The sequence below is a fragment of the Kitasatospora sp. NPDC058048 genome (genome assembly GCF_042885555.1).
GTDB classification, from domain to species: domain Bacteria; phylum Actinomycetota; class Actinomycetes; order Streptomycetales; family Streptomycetaceae; genus Kitasatospora; species Kitasatospora lactacystinica.
In genome coordinates this window covers 1-17,844 of record NZ_JBHVRT010000027.1, presented here as the reverse complement: position 1 = coordinate 17,844, position 17,844 = coordinate 1, and the positions used below count along the sequence as shown (strand labels likewise).

The following is a 17,844-nucleotide window of genomic DNA, read 5'->3' as shown; positions in this document are numbered from 1 at the left end:
ACCCGGCATGACGATCACCCAGGACCCGTGGGAGACCCTGCACACCAGCGCCCTGCTCGGCACCGACCGCCGCCCGCTCCCGGCCACCGCCCTGCCGCTCGCCGACGCCGTGGACCGGAGCGATCCGGCCACCGCCCTGCTGGAGCTGGCCGCGCTGGCCGCCGTCCGCCGCCGGGCCGGAGCACTGCCCGTACCGGCCGCCGGGCCGCCCGGCCCGCCCTCGGCCGAGGACACCCGCCCGGAGCTGCCCGAGCCGGCCGCCCGCCGGCTGGCCGTCCTGCTCTCGGGGCGGGCCGGCAGCGGCGGCGGCACCCTGGCCAACCTGGCCGAGCTGCTGCCGCAGTGGCTCGCCACCGCCCGGGCCCGGGGCCTGCGCCCGCCCGCCGCGCTGATACCCGGCCTGCTCGACGCCGCCCGCGCCCGCAGCGAACTGCGCCCCGACACCGTGGCCCTGGCCGGTCCGCCGGGCCGCTGGCTGGCCGAGCAGAACCCCGACTGGCGGTTCGTGCTGCGCACCACCGCCCCCGACCTGCCGCAGCAGCCGACGGACGACCGGCTCTGGCACGAGGGCCTGTTCGCCGAGCGGGTCACCCACCTCACGCTGCTGCGCCGGCGCGATCCGGCGGCCGGCCTGGAACTGCTGCGCGGCACCTGGTCCACCGAGCGCGCCGAGGACCGCCTGCTCTTCCTGGACGCCCTCCAGGACGGCCTCTCCCCCGCGGACGAACCGTTCCTGGAGGCCGCCCTCGGCGACCGCAGCAAGAACGTCCGGGCCACCGCCGCCGAACTGCTCTCCACCCTCCCCGGCTCGGCCCTGGCCCGCCGGATGGCCGAGCGGGCGCGGGCCGCCGTCCGGCTCGCCGGCACCGGCACGCATCTGCTGGTCACCCCACCCGCCGAGTGCGACGCGCAGATGCAGCGCGACGGGATCGCGCCCAAGTCGCCCACCGGGCGCGGCGAACGGGCCTGGTGGTTCGGCGAGGTGGTGGCCGCCGCGCCGCTGTCGCTCTGGCCGGAGAGCACCGGGCTGACGCCCGAGCAGTTGCTCGCCCTGCGGGTCGGCGACAGCATCGACGAGACCAGCAGCAGCTGGGCCGACGACCTGCGGGAGGCCTGGGCGCGGGCCGCCGTCCGCCAGCAGGACGCCGACTGGGCGCGGGCGCTGCTCGGCCCGGCCCCGTCCGGGCGCGGTGCGCGGGCCCGCGCGGCGCGCGCCACCGGCGCCCCGGCCAAGCTGCTGGCCGTCCTCCCGCCGGAGGAGCGGGCCGTCTGGACGGCGGCGTTCATCACGGCGCACGGGCTGGGCGAGGCCTTCCAGCTGCTCGGCGCCTGCGCCACTCCGTGGACGCCGCCGCTGTCCACGGCCGTGGTGGCCGCCCTGGCCCGGGCGGCGGCCTCCGGGGCGTACCCGTGGAGCCACAGCGGGGTGCTCGGGATGACGGAGCGCGCGCTCGCCCCGGAGACGGCCGCCGCGGTGGAGGAGCTGGCCGCCGGGGCCGCCCCGGACTCCGCGTGGTCCGAGACCTTCACCCGGCTGGCCGGCACCCTGCGCTTCCGGGCGGCGATGCTCGCGGAGCTGGCGGGCTGAGCCGGGGGGCCGCCGGGCCCCGGAACGGCGGAGCGGGCCGGCCCCGGGGAGGGGCGGCCCGCTCGACGCGCGGTGGTTCAGCCGGCCCGCAGGTTCGACTCGACCCAGGCGACCACGTCGCGGGTCGGCGTGCCCGGGGTGAAGATGTCCGCGACACCCATCGCCTTGAGCTCGGCAATGTCCTCGTCCGGGATGATCCCGCCGCAGAAGACCTTGATGTCCTCCGCGTCGCGCTCCTTCAGCAGCTCCAGGACCCGCGCGCACAGCGTCATGTGGGCGCCGGAGAGGATGGACAGCCCGATGCCGTCCGCGTCCTCCTGGATCGCGGTGTCGACGACCTGCTCGGGCGTCTGGTGCAGTCCGGTGTAGATGACCTCCATACCGGCGTCGCGCAGGGCGCGCGCGATGACCTTGGCACCACGGTCGTGACCGTCGAGCCCGGGCTTGGCGACCACCACACGGATCGGCCCCGACACACTCATGACTGCCTCCTGGACGTCGTCGTCCACCATCCGACCGGGCCTCGTGGGCCGCCGTCGCGGTTAACGGTCAATAACCAACCTGAGGGGAGGTTAGCGCCACCCGGCACGGTTGACCGTGCCACCTCCCAAGAGGAGGGCAAAGTCACAGCTCCGGCCCTTGCCAGCGGCGGGCCTACCCCACCTCCCCGCAACCTCCGCACAGACCCCCCGGCCGCCCCCTTGACATCCGGAGGTTTTTCCGGGGCGTCGGCCAGGGAGCTACAGTCACGGCTGTCTTCCCCCGCCCGACGACGTCCGAGGCCCACCGAGGAGGCAGCCCCCGATGGCTCCCGATGCAGCCGCCCGTCCGACCCGCGCGGAGCTGCGCCTCGCCGCCCGCGAGCAGTCCCGTGCCCAGCGCCGCGGCGCCGCCAGGGCGGCCACCCGGACGGCGCTGCTGCGGGTCGCGCTGCCGTCGGTGGCCGCGCTCGGGGTGGCCGCGGCGGCGGCGATCACGGTGCAGGGGGAGGCCGACCAGCAGCGCGCCCAGGCCGCCGGACAGGTGCCGCGGAGCGCGGCCGACAACGCCCCGGACACCACCGCCGCCCAGGCGGCGGCCCAGGCGGTCGCGGCCGGCGCACCGACCCAGGCCTCGCGCGGCGACGCCCGCCTGCCGCTGGCCGGCGCCCAGCCCACCGAGGCCCCCACCGCGCAGCCCACCGCCGAGCCGGCGCCCGAGCCGGTCCGGCCCAAGGTGGTCATGCCGGTCGCCCGGCACGGTCTCGGCGAACAGTTCGGCGAGGCCGGCACCCACTGGGCCAACCGGCACACCGGCATCGACTTCCCGGTGGACGGCGGCTCCGAGGTCTACGCCGTGACCGACGGCACCCTGCGCACCCAGTGGAACCCGTTCTACGGCTACATGACGATCATCAAGATGCCCGACGGCACCGAGGCCTGGTACTGCCACCTGCGGGCGTACAAGGTGCGCAAGGGCCCGGTGAAGCAGGGCGACGTGATCGCCTTCGTCGGCACCAGCGGCAACAGCACCGGCCCGCACCTGCACTTCGAGATCCGGCCGCAGGGCAGCGGACCGATCGACCCGCTGCCCTGGTTCCTCGCGAACGGGCTGGACCCGCGCTGAGCCGCCCTACAGCTTCTCGACGGGCGCGTAGCGCAGCAGCAGCTGCTTGCGGCCCTCGGCACCGAAGTCGACGGTGGCCTGCGCTCGGTCGCCGGCGCCCGTGACGGCCATCACCGTGCCCAGCCCGAAGCTGTCGTGGGTGACCCGGTCGCCGACCGCGAGCGAGACGGCCTCGCGCTCCACCGTCCGGCCGCCGCGCCGGGCCGACTGCCCCCAGCCCGCCTTCGGCGCGGCCGCCGTCGACGAGGACCGCGAACCGCCGCCCCCGGACGAGGACCTGCCCCAGGACGAGCCGGAGGAGAAGCCGCGCTGGACCGGCGCCTGCGCCGCCCCGGTGCGCTTCCACTCCACCAGCGTCTCCGGGATCTCCTCCAGGAACCGCGAGGCCGGGTTGTAGGCCGGCTGCCCCCAGGCGCTGCGCAGCACCGAGCGGGTCAGGTACAGCCGCTCGCGGGCCCGGGTGAGCCCGACGTACGCGAGCCGGCGCTCCTCCTCCAGCTCCTTGACCTGGTTGAGCGCCCGCATGTGCGGGAAGATCCCGTCCTCCATGCCGGTCAGGAAGACCACCGGGAACTCCAGGCCCTTGGCGGTGTGCAGGGTCATCATCGTGATGACGCCCTGCCCGTTCTCGTCGTCGTCCGGGATCTGGTCGGAGTCGGCGACCAGCGCGACCCGCTCCAGGAAGTCGGCCAGCGAGCCGACCGGCGGCGTGCCCTCGGCGTCGCCGTCCGGCCGCTCGCCCGGGTCCTGCTCGTACTCCAGGGCGACGGAGGCGAGCTCCTGGAGGTTCTCCACCCGGGTCTCGTCCTGCGGGTCGGTCGACGCCTGGAGCTCGGCCAGGTAGCCGGTCTCCTCCAGCACGGCCTCCAGCACCGCCGCCGGGCCCGCGCCCGACTCGACGACCTGGCGCAGCCCGGCCATCAGGGTGTTGAATTTCTTGACGGCGTTGGCCGAGCGCGCGGCCATCCCGTAGGCCTCGTCGACCCGGACCAGCGCCCGGGCGAAGGAGATCCGCTCCCGCGCGGCCAGCGCGTCGATCATCGCCTCGGCCCGCTCGCCGATGCCGCGCTTGGGCACGTTGAGGATCCGGCGCAGCGGCACGGTGTCCTCCGGGTTGGAGAGCACCCGCAGGTACGCCAGGACGTCCCGGACCTCCTTGCGCTCGTAGAAGCGCACCCCGCCGACCACCTTGTACGGCAGGCCGACCCGGATGAACACCTCCTCGAACACGCGGGACTGGGCGTTGGTCCGGTAGAAGATCGCGACGTCGCCGGGCTTGGCCTCGCCCTTGTCGGTGAGCCGGTCGATCTCGTCGGCGATGAACTGGGCCTCGCCGTGCTCGTCGTCCGCGACGTAGCCGATGACCTTCTCGCCGTGATCGCCGGCCGTCCACAGCTTCTTCTCGCGGCGGTTGGCGTTGCGCTCGATGACGGCGTTGGCGGCGCTCAGGATGGTCTGGGTGGAGCGGTAGTTCTGCTCCAGCAGGATCGTGGTCGCGTTCGGGTAGTCCTCCTCGAACTGGAGGATGTTGCGGATGGTCGCGCCGCGGAAGGCGTAGATCGACTGGTCCGCGTCACCGACCACGCACAGCTCGGCCGGCGGCACCTCGGCGAGCCGCCCGGCCGCCGGGTTCACGAGGTCGCCGTCCGCGGTGCGCCTGGGCGCGGCCGCGACGGAGCCCCCGCTCAGCTCCCTGACCAGCATGTACTGGGCGTGGTTGGTGTCCTGGTACTCGTCGACCAGGATGTGCCGGAACCGGCGCCGGTAGTGCTCGGCGACGTCGGGGAAGGCCTGCAGCAGGTTCACCGTCGTCATGATGATGTCGTCGAAGTCCAGCGCGTTGGCCTCGCGCAGCCGCCGCTGGTAGAGCGCGTACGCCTCGGCGAGCTTCTTCTCCATCGGGTTGGCGGCCCGGTCGGCGAAGGTCTCCTCGTCGATCAGCTCGTTCTTGAGGTTGCTGACCTTCGCCGTGAAGGACTTCGGCGGGAACTGCTTCGGGTCCAGGTCGAGGTCCCGGCAGACCAGCGACATCAGCCGCTGCGAGTCCGCCGAGTCGTAGATCGAGAAGCTGGAGGTGAAGCCCAGCTGCTTGGACTCGCGGCGCAGGATGCGCACGCAGGCGCTGTGGAAGGTGGAGACCCACATCGCCCGGGCGCGCGGGCCGACCAGCGCCTCGACGCGCTCGCGCATCTCGCCGGCCGCCTTGTTGGTGAAGGTGATCGCCAGGATCTCCCCCGGCTGCACCCCGCGGGCGCCCAGCAGGTGGGCGATCCGGTGGGTCAGCACCCGGGTCTTGCCCGAGCCGGCGCCGGCCACGATCAGCAGCGGCGAGCCCGCGTGCAGCACCGCCTCGCGCTGCGGGTCGTTCATCCCCTCCAGCAGCTGCGCCGGGTCCACCACCGTCCGCGCGGCGCCGTTGCGGTACCAGGCGTCCCGCTCCGCCTCGGCGGAGTGGTCGGTCCGGAACAGCCCGTCCGGGATGGCCTCCTCGTACGCGTCGTACGGAACGTCGTCGTCGTACGGCGGGGGCTCCTCGTCGAGGGGAGCGGCGGGCTGCTTCGACCCGGCGGCGGGTGCCTCGAAACCGGGGAGCGGAAGGTCGTCAAAGAGGCTACTCATGGCACATCGAGTCTATGGCCACCCACCGACAAGCCCGCCCGCCCCGGGCGACCGGGGCCGGTTCGGGCCGGTGCGGGCCGGTCGGACGGGCCCGCACCGGCCTTCGAGGGCGCCGGGCGCCCCGGCCCCTCAGAGCCTCGGGCCCCTCAAAGCCTCGGAGCCTCGGAGCCTCAGACCAGACGGCGGGCGGTGGCCCAGCGGGTCAGCTCGTGGCGGTTGCTCAGCTGGAGCTTGCGCAGCACCGCGGAGACGTGGCTCTCGACCGTCTTCACCGAGATGAAGAGCTGCTTGGCGATCTCCTTGTAGGCGTAGCCGCGGGCGATCAGCCGCAGGACCTCCCGCTCGCGCTGGGTGAGCCGGTCCAGGTCCTCGTCCACCGGCGGGGTGTCGGTGGCGGCGAAGGCGTCCAGCACGAAGCCGGCCAGCCGGGGCGAGAACACCGCGTCGCCGTCGGCGATCCGGAAGATCGCGTTCACCAGGTCGGTGCCGGTGATGGTCTTGGTGACGTAGCCGCGCGCGCCGCCGCGGATGACGCCGATGACGTCGTCGGCGGCGTCCGACACCGACAGCGCCAGGAACTTCACGCCCTCCCGTCGCTCGCCGCCGTTCTTGTCCGAGGCGCCGCGCGCGGCGCCGCCCGACCCCTCGCCCATCACCCCGGCCGAGCGGCGCAGCACCTCGACGCCGCCCCCGCCCGGCAGGTGGACGTCGAGCAGCACCACGTCCGGCCTGGTCTCGGCGACCACGCGGACCGCCGAGTCCACGTCGTCGGCCTCGCCGACCACGTCGATGCCGGTCACCTCGGTGCGGCCGATCTCGGCCCTGACCCCCGTCCGGAACATCCGGTGGTCGTCCACCAGCACGACCCGCGCAGTACGCTCCGGAGCTGCCTCAGTCATCCGCTCTCTCCATCTCCAACTCGACCTCGGTGCCGCCGCCCGCCGCCGGCCGCACCCGAGCGGTGCCGCCGTTGCGCTTCATCCGGCCGATGATCGACTCCCGTACGCCCATCCGGTCCTCGGGCACCGTGTCGGGGTCGAAGCCGGGGCCGTGGTCGCGGACGAACACCGACACCGTCCTCCCCTCCACCTCGGCGTAGACCTGGACCGGTCCCCCGCCACCGTACTTGGCCGCGTTGACGGTCGCCTCCCTCGCGGCCTGCATCTGTGCCGCGATCCTCTCGTCCATCGGGCAGTCGCCGACGATCACCAGCTCCACCGGGACGCCGTGCCGGTCCTCGACCTCGGCGACGGCGGCCCGCAGGCTCTCCGCCATGGTGTCCGGCGCGGCCTCGGCGGCGGCCTCCGGGCGGTACAGCCACAGCCGCAGCTCGCGCTCCTGCGAGCGGGCCAGCCGCAGCACCTCCTTGGGGTCCTCGGCCCGGCGCTGGATCAGGGTCAGGGTGTGCAGCACGGAGTCGTGGATGTGCGCGGCGATCTCGGCCCGCTCCTGGGCGCGGATGCGGGCCGTGCGCTCGGCCCCGAGGTCCTGCCAGAGCCGCAGTCCGTACGGGCCCAGCAGCACCAGCACGCCGGCCAGCACCGCGAGCGAGGCCTCGACCACCGAGCCGAGCGTGGAACCGCTGCCCTGCATGGCGAGCAGCGCGATGGTGCCGGCCACCGCGAGCAGCACGCCGGCGCCGACCCGGGTGTAGGCGCCGCGCCGCTTCTCGCCCTCCTCGATGCCGAACCAGCGCTGCCAGCGCGAGTCGTCGGCCTGCCGCCAGACCAGCGCCACGCCGACGCCGATCGCCAGCAGCGGCCAGGTGTACGGCTTGGCGGTCTGCAGGCCGAGCACGTTGAGCAGGGCGATCAGGCCGATCACCGTCATCACCAGGGCGGCGAGCTGGCCCAGGCCGCCCTGCCCGGCCTTGCCGGCCGGCGCCGCCTCCTCCCCCTCCGCGGGGGCGCCCACCGGCTCGCCCTGCAGGGTGTGCTGGAGCAGCCGGCGCATCCGGGCCACCCAGCCGCCGGCCTGGCCGCCCTTGCTCAGCAGGCCGCCCTGCAGCCCGGGCGAGGCCGGGACGAACACCCCGTTGACGTACACCCACTGGGCGCCGCCGCGCTGCGAGGGCTCGCCGATGCCGATCGGCACCACGAACCAGAACGCGGCGTACAGCAGGGCACCGATCCCCTGCGCGAAGAACAGCACGACGAAGGCGATCCGCACCCACCGCACCGGCAGCCCGAGGTGCACCGCCAGGCCGTGCGCGACGCCGCCGAGCATCCGTCCCTGCGGGCTGCGGTAGAGCCGCCGGTAGGGCGGCCTCCCGTCGTCGGGCGCGCTCGGGTCGGCGCCGGCCGACGACGCGGCGTCGGGGGCGGTGGGTCGGGGATCGGTACCGGGGGCTGCCACGGCACCGATGGTTCCACGCGCGCGCCCACGGGCGCATCAGGGTGTGTCCCCATCGCGTATCAGGGACAAGTCAGGGTACGGACAGGGATCGACCCGGTTGGGCCGGGCCCGCCGCTGCCGGAAGGATGGTGCCCATGACCGAGGACCCCCGCATCGAGGAGGCCGGGCCCGCCGCCCCGCCGGAACCGGACCGCCCGCCACTGACCCGGGCCGAGCACCACCGCGTGGTGGCCGGCGTCTGCGGCGGCCTCGGCCGGCACCTGGACATCGACCCGGTGGTCTTCCGGATCGTCACGGTGGTGCTCTGCCTCTCCGGCGGCCTCGGGCTGTTCCTGTACGGCCTGGCCTGGCTGATCGTCCCGACCGACGACGAGTCCAAGGGCCGCGGCGGGCGCACCGAGCTCCAGCGGGTGCTCACCGGGCGGGTGGACGGCCAGTCGGTCGGCGCGGTGCTGCTGACCGTGATCGGCACCGGGGTGTTCTTCTCCTCGATGGGCGACGGGGACCAGATGTTCCCGCTGCTGCTGCTCGCCGCCCTGGTCTTCCTGGCGGTGCGCTACGACCCGGAGCGCCGCCGGGGCCGCGGCCGGGGGCGCGACCGCCGCGGCGGCGGGCCGTACGACCGCCACGTCCCGGGGTCCGACGGGTCCGAGGGCACCGGGGTCACCGGCGGCACGGCGGGCGCCGGGAGCGCCGGGAGCGCCGGGAACGCCGGGAACGCCGGGAGCGCCGGGGCCTACCGCTGGCCGCGGCCGGAGCAGGACGAGTCCGCCCGGGCCGGAAAGGGCCCCGCCGACAGCCCGGCCCCCGGCGCCGGCGGCTACCTGTGGGACCCCCGCCACCCCGAGCGCAATCCGTACGGGGGCGGCTCCTCGGCCACCCCGACGCCGCCGTTCGGCACCCCGACCCCGCCGTTCGGCACCCCGGTGCCGCCGGCCGGTGGCCCGGCCCGGCCCTGGTGGCAGCGCGCCGACCTGCCGCAGGGCGACCCGCTGCGCAAGGAGCACCCCGCGCGGCGCCCCGCGCCCGCCGCCGTACGGCGCCCCCGGGAGCGCTCGGCGCTCGGCTTCTTCGGCTTCCTGCTGGCGATCGGCGCGGGCGCCTCGGTCTGGGCCGCCTCCGCCGACCACCACGACCCCACCGTGCTGGGTGCGACGGTGCTGGCCACCGCGCTGCTGGTGGTGGGCCTGACGCTGCTGGTCGGCGCGAAGTTCGGCCGGGCCCGCCGGCTGGCGGTGACCGGCCTGCTGCTCACCCTGGCACTGGCCTTCGTCGGCCACTCGCCGGACTCCATGCGCAACGCCGTCGGCGATCGGACCTGGACCGTCGCCTCGGCGACCGACCTGCACGACCGGTACAACCTGGGCGCCGGGCAGATCAGGCTCGACCTCTCCGCGCTCGACCCGGCGGGGGCCACCCTCGCCACCAAGGTCGACCTCGGAACCGGCGACATGACGGTCACCGTGCCGGACGACATCACGGTGAACCTGGTGACCCGGATCGGCCTGGGCAACGTCACCGTCCCGGGCGAGCGGAGCGACGGCACCGGGCGGCACACCTACCTGATCGGCCCTGCCAACGGGCAGCCGGCCAAGGGGACCCTCAATCTCGAACTCGGAATCGGGCTCGGCAACATCAAGGTGGTCCAGCAGTGAGGAAGCACCGGCTCGACCTGTTCTCGCTGATCGCGGGCGCGCTGTTCACCGTACTCGCGGTGCTCTACCTGGTCGCGGCGCTCAACGACCAGTCGGTGAACGGGCGGATCGTCATCCCGGTCACCTTCATCGTGCTCGGTGTCGGCGGCCTGGCCGGCGCGGTCGCGGCGGTGGCCCGGCGCGGCCGGCCCGACCGCGAGGAGTGAGCGGCCGGGCGGGCCCCCGGACGTCCCGCGCCGCCCCTGACCGGCTCCGGGCCCTCAGCTCTGCTGCGGGCCCAGGGCCAGCCGGTCCCCGTCCTTGCTGACGGCGTACTTGGGCAGCGGCTTGACCGCCGGCCCGTTGACCACCGCACCGGTCGCGGCGTCGAACCGGGAGCCGTGGCAGGGGCAGTACAGCTGGCCGTTCTTCGGCGCGTCCACGGCGCAGCCGGAGTGGGTGCACACCGCGGAGAAGGCGCAGTACTGGCCGGCCTTGGGCTGGACGATGTACACGGCGTCCCCGGTGGCCGGGTCCTTGACCTGGGCCGAGCCGCCGACCGGCACGCTCGCGGCGGGCACCGTGGGCGCCGTCGCCGGGGCGGCGGAGGCCGGGGCCGCGCCGGACGCGGCGGCGGAGACCGGGGCCGCCGACGGCTCGGGCGCGGCCGACCTGTCCCGGCCGAAGGTCCGGGTCAGCGAGCCGGTGAGCAGCCCGGCCCCGCCGATCGCGACGGCCGCGATCCCGCCGTCCACCAGGGCCCGGCGCTTGACGTGGTCCTCGCCCAGCCCGCGCGCGCGGTCCCGTCCGGCCCGGCGGGCCAGGTAGCCGTCCACCGACAGGTACGGCGTGCCGGCCAGCAGCAGCGGCGTCCAGGCCATCAGGTAGGCCAGGTCGTTGCCGAGGTAGTACGGCGAGACGCTCCAGCTGACGGTCAGCCACAGGCTGAGGTTGAGCAGCGCGCCGCCGAGCGCGGCGGCCCGGCCCCAGAGGCCGAGCAGGGTGCCCAGGCCCACCGCCAGCTCGCCGAAGGCGACGGCGAGCGCGAACAGGGTCGGGTGGTCGAGGGCGGGGCCGAGCAGGAAGGAGATCGGGCTGCCGCCCGCCTTGGCGGCCTGGGTCTGCGAGACGAAGGACGCCGGGTCGCCCGCCCCGGCCAGGAAGTGGGCGTCGGAGAGCTTGTCGAGCGCGGCGTAGACGAAGGTGACGCCGAGGAAGAGCCGCAGCGGCAGCAGCGCGTACTTGGACGCGAGCGCCCGCAGTTGCGCCGCCCTGGCGGCCCGGCCGGCCGCGCCGCCACCGGCCGGCACCGAGTTGCTGGCCTCCGACATCCCTCACACCTTCCCTCGCCGCCTGCCAGTCCCTGACAGGTCCGGTCCGCATTCTGCCCGCTCCCGGCCGCTTTCGGTGGGAGGTCCTCCCGGAGAGCGACGCCCGCACCGCAAACGGTCGCGCCGTCGCTCCCTCAAGTACGGGAACGACGGCGCGACCGTTCAGGCATCGGCCTCAGGACGAAGTGGCGTCCCGGCGGCCGGCGGGAGTGATCACTCCCACTCGATGGTGCCCGGCGGCTTGCTGGTGACGTCGACGACGACGCGGTTCACGTCGCGGACCTCGTTGGTGATCCGGGTGGAGATCTTCGCCAGCACGTCGTACGGCAGGCGCGACCAGTCGGCGGTCATGGCGTCCTCGGACGAGACCGGGCGCAGCACGATCGGGTGGCCGTAGGTGCGGCCGTCGCCCTGCACGCCCACGCTGCGGACGTCGGCGAGCAGCACGACCGGGCACTGCCAGATCTCGCGGTCCAGACCGGCCGCGGTCAGCTCCTCGCGGGCGATCGCGTCGGCGTCGCGGAGCAGGTCCAGACGCTCCTTGGTGACCTCGCCGACGATCCGGATGCCCAGGCCCGGGCCCGGGAACGGCTGGCGCTGGACGATCTCCTCCGGCAGGCCCAGCTCCTGGCCGACCATCCGGACCTCGTCCTTGAACAGCTTGCGCAGCGGCTCCACCAGCTGGAACTGGAGGTCCTCGGGCAGGCCGCCGACGTTGTGGTGGGACTTGATGTTCGCGGTGCCGGTACCGCCACCGGACTCCACCACGTCCGGGTACAGGGTGCCCTGGACCAGGAAGTCGACCGACTCGCCCTGCTCGCCGGCCTCGGCGACGATCTCGGCCTGGGCCTGCTCGAAGACCCGGATGAACTCCCGGCCGATGATCTTGCGCTTCTCCTCGGGGTCGGTGACCCCCTTCAGCGCGTTCAGGAAGCGCTCGGCGGCGTCGACGACCTTCAGCTGGACGCCGGTGGCGGCCACGAAGTCCTTCTCGACCTGCTCGGTCTCGCCCTTGCGCATCAGGCCGTGGTCGACGTAGACGCAGGTCAGCCGGTCGCCGATGGCCTTGTTGACCAAGGCGGCCGCTACCGCGGAGTCCACGCCGCCGGACAGGCCGCAGATCGCGCGCTTGTCGCCGACCTGCTCGCGGATCAGGGCGATCTGCTCGTCGACCACGCTGCCGGTGGTCCAGGTCGGGGCGATGCCGGCGCCGCGGTAGAGGAAGTGCTCCAGGACCTGCTGGCCGTGGTCGGAGTGCAGCACCTCGGGGTGGTACTGGACGCCGTAGAGCCGGGCCTCGTCGTTCTCGAAGGCCGCGACCGGGACCAGGTCGGTGGAGGCGGTGACGGCGAAGCCCTCCGGGGCGGCGGAGCAGGCGTCGCCGTGCGACATCCACACCGAGTGCTGCGCCGGGACGCCCTCGAACAGGGTGGAGCCGGTGCGGGAGACGGTCAGCGGAGTGCGGCCGTACTCGCGGGCGCCGTTGTTGTCGACGGTGCCGCCGAGGCTCTTGGCCATCAGCTGGAAGCCGTAGCACATGCCGAAGACCGGGACACCGGCCTCGAAGATCGCGCGGTCGATCTGCGGCGCGCCGTCTTCGTAGACCGACGAGGGGCCACCGGAGAGGATGATCGCCTTGGGGTTCTTGGCGAGCATCTCGGCGACCGGCATGCTGCTCGGCACGATCTCGCTGTAGACCCGCGCCTCACGCACCCGACGGGCGATGAGCTGGGCGTACTGGGCGCCGAAGTCGACCACCAGGACGGGGTCGTTGTCCGGCGCGGACTGGACGGGAATTGCAGAGGACACAGACGGCCTTCCGGCAGCGGTATCGAGGTGTCACGCGTGGCCGCCTCCCCGGCGGGACTGCGGCTGCGGCGGACGGTGTGGGGTGTCTGGACACCGATTCTACCGGGCTGTCCGGTTTCACTCGTCTGCCCGTCCAATGAACCGTGACCGGGCGGGGCCGCGGTTCGTTGCTTCTGACGAACGTACGGCCGCGCCGCGTCCGCCAGACGCGCCGCCCGCCCCCGCGGGGGCACCGTACGGCAGCAGGACCACGCGTGGAGCTCCACCCCAGTCCACCGGCGCACGTGGTGCCGCCGCCCGGCCCGCCGGGCGCGCGGCTCCGTGGGACCGTGCGCGGGTGCCGCGGCCGGCGAGCAGGGGACAGCGACCCCGGCCGCGACTGGGCCGAGAGGTGGGACGGCCGGAGTCCGGGGACGCCCGGGACCGGCCGTCGCACCCCCGGTCCGTTCCGGTGCGCGCCCGGGCGCACTCCCCCGTCCCACTCGTGCCGCTACGCGCGTCCCCGTGCGCCACAACCATCCGAACCACTACGCACCGTGATCATCGACGGCGGCCCCGTCGGGAAATGCTCTGTGCCGAACTGTGCCGAACCGGTTGCAGAGCGAGCCCCTCGTCCAGCACGATGCTCGTTGTAAGCGGTTCTCCCGGCGCCTCACGGCCCACCGAGGAGGCCCGCGACGGCGTTCTCCGCAGCCGCGCCGCAGGGCGGTGGCAGCGATTGTCAGTTCACGCTCCGTGAGCGTGGGACCGGCGCAGACCTGCGTGCCGACCCGCCGCGCACGGAGGTGCGCGCCCCGCACGGCCGGCCACCCACGCCGGAGCCGCGCGGCGCACCCCGAAGCCGACCGACACGACGGCGCTCCTCCCCCGGCGCCGTCACCCCAGCACCGGCGCGGCCCTGACGCCGAGTGCTGAACGACAAAGGGCCCCGTTCCCCCGCGGGGCCCTTTGCCCTTTCCCCGTCCTCCCGGCCTCCGGCCTCCGGCACCCCGACGGCCGCCCGGGTCAGGGGTGCTTGCGCCAGACGCTCGGGTCGACCGGCTCCTCGGCCGGGGGCGGCGGCACCGCGCCGGGCACCGGCGCCCTGCCGGCCGGGGCGGGCGGCTCCTCGTGCGAGCCGAGCACCTCGCTCACCCCGGCCCCGGAGTCGAACGGCGCGTCCTGCGGCACGACGGCCCGCGCCGGAACGCCGTACCCCGGCACCGGACCGCCCTGCTGCGCCGGAACGCCGTGCGGCGGCGTCGCGTACGGCACCTGCGGCGGCACCGTCGCCGGGTGCGGCGCGGCACCCTGGGCACGGGCGAACGGGGACTCGGCGTACGGCACCGCGCCGTTCGGCGCGCCCGCGCCCCGGTCGCGGACGGCCACCAGCAGCGGCGGCACCAGCAGGGCGCCGACCAGCGCCCAGACCGCGTTGGCCACCAGCGTGCCCAGGAACACCAGCCCGGCCGAGGACTCCTGCGAGAACTCCATCCGGGCGGTCTCGGTCCAGCCCGTCATGGACGTGGTCTCCACCAGCCGCGCCCCGGAGAGCGCCATCAGCAGGGTGAGCGCCCCGGCGTGCAGGGCCGCCAGGCGCAGCCGGTCGGTCGCGTCCAGGCGCCGCCGGTACGCCGCCCAGCCGAGCACGCCCGCCGCGACGAGCGCGGCCAGGCCGGCCCAGCGCCAGTCGGCGCCCAGGTCCCGCAGGTCGAAGAAGGAGAACTCGGTGTCGTTGCTGCGGTCGCGCCACGAGCCGCCGCCGTCACCGGACAGACCGGTGTGCGTCCGGAAGCCCGCCCCCGAGCCGAAGCCGAGCAGGCCGAGGCCGAGGTTGGGCAGGAAGGCCAGCGAGACCCCGGTCAACGCCCCGTCCTCGCTGTTCAGCGACACCAGCAGGAAGGCCGCCACCGAGGACAGCCCCACCGAGACCGCGAGCGCCTGGCCGGCGGTCAGCGCGGCCACCGCCCAGCCGCGCACCGAGCGGCTGCGCCAGGCCGCCCAGCGCAGCGCGTCGGTGCCGTACACCAGGAAGGTCAGCAGGGCGGCCGGCACCACGGTCCAGGCGACCGCCTCCAGCCAGCCGGAGTCCGCGGTGACCAGCAGCTCCGGCTTGCCCCGGGAGTCGAAGTAGTCGGACTTCACGCCGCGGCCGTCCGGGCTCCAGTCCGTACCACCGACCAGGCCGAGCGCCAGGCTCACCGCCGCGAGGACCGCCGCGGTGCGCATCGCCTCGGCGGCGGCCTGGCCCCGGGTCAGCTGGCCCTCGGCCGCCTTGCGCCGGCGCAGCCCGGCCCGCAGGCCGAGCCAGAGCGCCAGGCACCACAGGACCGTGACGGTCATCGGCAGCACCCGGACGGTCTCGGTCCAGCCGTCCGGGCCCCGGCCCACCGAGCTCTGGTAGGCGAGCCGGAACGGCGCGCCGAGCGCGTTCAGGGTCATCGACAGCATCGCGCCGAAGCGCTCGCCGAAGCCGGGCGCCTCGAACCGGTACTGGTACTGGTAGTCGCTCGGGACCGCCGCGACCAGCGCCACGGCCAGCAGGACGAGGGTCGGCGCGACGGCCGCCCTGGCCGCCGGGCGCCAGTCCGCGGCCGTCAGCAGACGCTGGAGGGCGGGCTGCCTGTCGTACGACTGCCCGGCGCCCCAGCTGCCCAGGGCGGGCGGGGCCGCGGCCGCGGGCCCGTACCCCGGCTGCGGACCGTACTCCGGCTGCGGCCCGTACCCGGGCGGCGGCACGGGCGGCGGCACGGGCGCGGCCGCACCCGGCGGTGGCGGCGGGACGGCGGCCGGCGGGGCGGTCGGCGGGGCCGGGGGCGCGAACGGCCGGCCGCACGACCCGCAGGCGGGCGCCCCCTCCTCCGAAGTCGCCCCGCACGATGCGCAGTTGGCCATGGCCCGCGCTCCCCCCGCTCGACGAGTTCCTGGCCGCCCCAGGGAGCCCGTTTATCCCATCGGACCCGAACGGCTGTCAACCGGGAACCGGCGCAGGCGGATTGGCCCGCCGGACCGGCTTCAGCCGCGCTTCTTCGGGACCTCCGGGACGGGCAGCAGCGGCAGCCGCAGCGCGCCGAACGCGCCCTCGGGCACGGCCGGCCGCACCGGCGCCACCGCCGCGACCCGCCGGTACTCCTCGCCCTGGGCGGGGCGCGGGTCCGCCTCGCCCTTGTTCGGCCACATCGACAGGGCGCGCTCGGCCTGGGCCGTGATGGTGAGCGAGGGGTTGACGCCCAGGTTGGCGGAGACGGCCGAACCGTCCACCACGCTGATCCCCGGGTAGCCGTACAGCCGGTGGTACGGGTCCACCACGCCGGTCCCGGGGGCGTCGCCGATCGGGCAGCCGCCCAGGAAGTGCGCCGTCATCGGGATGTCGAAGATCTCGCCGACGGTGCTGCCGGGGAAGCCGTTGATCTCGTCGGCCAGCGCCTGGGCGCCGCGCTCGGCCGCCGGGATCCAGGTCGGGTTGGGCTCGCCGTGGCCCTGGGCGGAGGTGAGCCGGGCCTTGCCGAGCGGGCCCTTCCTCAGCGAGACGGTGATCGAGTTGTCGAGCGACTGCATCACCAGGCCGATGATCGTCTTCTCGGACCAGCCGCGCTGGTTCATCGAGCGGGCGAAGGTCACCGGGTGGAGCACCGAGTTGCCCAGGTAGCGCAGCCAGCGCGGGAGCGTTCCGCCGCCCCTGACCTGGGCGATGGACAGTGCGCCCATCGCGTTGGAGCCCTTGCCGTAGCGGACCGGCTCGATGTGGGTGTTGGCGTCCGGGTGGATCGAGGAGGTGATCGCCACGCCCTTGGTGAAGTCCGCCTTGGCGCCGTAGCGCCGGTCGGTGGTCTGCGCCCCCACCAGGGCCTCGGAGTTGGTCCGGGTCAGCTCGCCCAGCCGCTCCGAGATCCGGGGCAGGTGGCCGCCGTCCCGCATCCGGTGCAGCAGCGACTGGGTGCCGTAGGTGCCGGCCGCGACGACCACCCGGGCCGCGGTGATGGTCCGCGCACCCGCCTTCACCCGGTCGGTCTTCGAGCGCGCGTCGGTGCGGCGCACGTCCACGGCGAAGCCCCGGCCCCCGTCGGCCCCGCCGATCTCCCGGATCCGGGCCACCGTGGTGAGCGGGTGGATCTCCGCGCCGCCCTTCTCGGCCAGGTACAGGTAGTTCTCGGTGAGCATGTTCTTGGCGCCGCGCCGGCAGCCGGTCATGCACTCGCCGCACTCCACGCAGGCCTTGCGGGCCGGGCCGGCGCCGCCGAAGTACGGGTCGGCCACCTCGCCCCCCGGGGCCGCCTCGGCCGCGCCTCCCCCGGACTCCGTCCGGGAGGTGCCCCCGGCGTCCTCGCCGTCGCCGAAGAAGACCCCGACCGGCGCCATGTGGAAGGTGTCGCCGACGCCCATCCGCTCGGCGGCCGCCTTGAGGTGGACGTCGGACGGGGTGAGGGTCGGGTTGAGCCGGACCCCGAGCATCCGCTGCGCCTGGTCGTAGAACGGCGCCAACTCCTGCTGCCAGTCGGTGATGTGGCGCCACTGCCGGTCCTCGAAGAAAGCCTTCGGCGGCACGTACAGGGTGTTGGCGTAGTTCAGCGAGCCGCCGCCGACCCCGGCGCCGGCCAGGATCAGCACATTGGCCAGCAGGTGGATGCGCTGGATGCCGTACAGCCCGAGCCGCGGCGCCCACAGGTAGTTCGGCAGGTCCCAGGAGTTCCTGGGCAGTTCGTCCCGGTCGAAGCGCCGCCCGGCCTCCAGGACGGCGACCCGGTAGCCCTTCTCGGTCAGCCGCAGCGCCGCGACCGAACCGCCGAAGCCGGACCCGACCACCACCACGTCGTAGTCGAACTCCGCCGCACCGCCGGACTGCACCATCTGCCACCGCTCCTTCGCCGGGTGAACCTGTCTGTGGGGCGGCGGGCCGGGCCGCGCGCACCGCGGGGCCCGGCCC

At 74.9% G+C, this 17,844-nt stretch carries 11 protein-coding genes and 2 pseudogenes; 4 read left to right on the top strand and 9 right to left on the bottom strand.

Annotated elements, in window-relative coordinates; translation table 11 throughout:
• The first annotated feature begins 7 nt into the window (after nt 1-7).
• Nucleotides 8-1,588, top strand: a complete 1,581-nt coding sequence (locus ACFVVA_RS26160) for a DUF5691 domain-containing protein (RefSeq protein WP_387693172.1) — start codon at nt 8-10, stop codon at nt 1,586-1,588.
• A gap of 77 nt (nt 1,589-1,665) precedes the next feature.
• Here ACFVVA_RS26160 and ACFVVA_RS26155 read toward each other — a convergent pair whose 3' ends face one another.
• A complete protein-coding gene (locus ACFVVA_RS26155; RefSeq protein ID WP_224285525.1) occupies nt 1,666-2,070 on the bottom strand; it encodes a cobalamin B12-binding domain-containing protein in 405 nt (134 codons plus the stop codon).
• 322 nt (nt 2,071-2,392) lie between these two features.
• On the opposite strand from ACFVVA_RS26155, the gene ACFVVA_RS26150 reads away from it, so the two are divergent.
• Entirely contained in the window at nt 2,393-3,193 is an 801-nt protein-coding gene (locus ACFVVA_RS26150) for a M23 family metallopeptidase (RefSeq protein WP_387693171.1), read from the top strand.
• Between the two features lie 6 nt (nt 3,194-3,199).
• On the opposite strand, the gene pcrA is transcribed toward ACFVVA_RS26150, so the two are convergent.
• The 4 genes and pseudogenes from pcrA to ACFVVA_RS26130 form a co-directional block, all read right to left on the bottom strand.
• A complete protein-coding gene (gene pcrA, locus ACFVVA_RS26145) occupies nt 3,200-5,812 on the bottom strand; it encodes a DNA helicase PcrA (RefSeq protein ID WP_387693170.1) in 2,613 nt (870 codons plus the stop codon).
• A 170-nt stretch (nt 5,813-5,982) separates the two neighbouring features.
• Nucleotides 5,983-6,396, bottom strand: a pseudogene (locus ACFVVA_RS26140) (LuxR C-terminal-related transcriptional regulator); the annotation flags it as partial.
• 71 nt (nt 6,397-6,467) lie between these two features.
• Nucleotides 6,468-6,711: pseudogene (locus ACFVVA_RS26135) on the bottom strand (response regulator transcription factor); the annotation flags it as partial.
• Entirely contained in the window at nt 6,704-8,038 is a 1,335-nt protein-coding gene (locus ACFVVA_RS26130; RefSeq protein WP_387693306.1) for a PspC domain-containing protein, read from the bottom strand. The gene ACFVVA_RS26130 and the pseudogene ACFVVA_RS26135, both read right to left, overlap by 8 nt.
• Before the next feature lie 263 nt (nt 8,039-8,301).
• Between ACFVVA_RS26130 and ACFVVA_RS26125 the strand changes: the two genes are divergently transcribed.
• Together ACFVVA_RS26125 and ACFVVA_RS26120 are read left to right on the top strand one after the other, a co-directional pair.
• The gene (locus ACFVVA_RS26125) at nt 8,302-9,822 is read left to right on the top strand and encodes a PspC domain-containing protein (RefSeq protein WP_387693168.1); all 1,521 of its coding nucleotides are present in this window, start codon (nt 8,302-8,304) and stop codon (nt 9,820-9,822) included.
• Entirely contained in the window at nt 9,819-10,028 is a 210-nt protein-coding gene (locus tag ACFVVA_RS26120; protein ID WP_359911252.1) for a hypothetical protein, read from the top strand. Before ACFVVA_RS26125 ends, ACFVVA_RS26120 begins: the two co-directional genes overlap by 4 nt.
• Nucleotides 10,029-10,082: 54 nt before the next feature.
• Here the strand turns inward: ACFVVA_RS26120 and ACFVVA_RS26115 are convergent, their stop codons facing one another.
• The 4 genes from ACFVVA_RS26115 to ACFVVA_RS26100 form a co-directional block, all read right to left on the bottom strand.
• The gene (locus tag ACFVVA_RS26115; RefSeq protein ID WP_387693166.1) at nt 10,083-11,132 is read right to left on the bottom strand and encodes a Rieske 2Fe-2S domain-containing protein; all 1,050 of its coding nucleotides are present in this window, start codon (nt 11,130-11,132) and stop codon (nt 10,083-10,085) included.
• Nucleotides 11,133-11,345: 213 nt separating this feature from the next.
• A complete protein-coding gene (gene guaA / locus ACFVVA_RS26110) occupies nt 11,346-12,941 on the bottom strand; it encodes a glutamine-hydrolyzing GMP synthase (protein WP_380548910.1) in 1,596 nt (531 codons plus the stop codon).
• A gap of 1,005 nt (nt 12,942-13,946) precedes the next feature.
• Entirely contained in the window at nt 13,947-15,671 is a 1,725-nt protein-coding gene (locus tag ACFVVA_RS26105) for a hypothetical protein (protein ID WP_387693163.1), read from the bottom strand.
• Between the two features lie 264 nt (nt 15,672-15,935).
• Nucleotides 15,936-17,768 carry a GMC oxidoreductase gene (locus ACFVVA_RS26100; protein ID WP_387693161.1) on the bottom strand — a complete coding sequence of 611 codons (1,833 nt, stop codon included), beginning with the start codon at nt 17,766-17,768 and terminating at the stop codon, nt 15,936-15,938.
• Between the last annotated feature and the right edge of the window lie 76 nt (nt 17,769-17,844).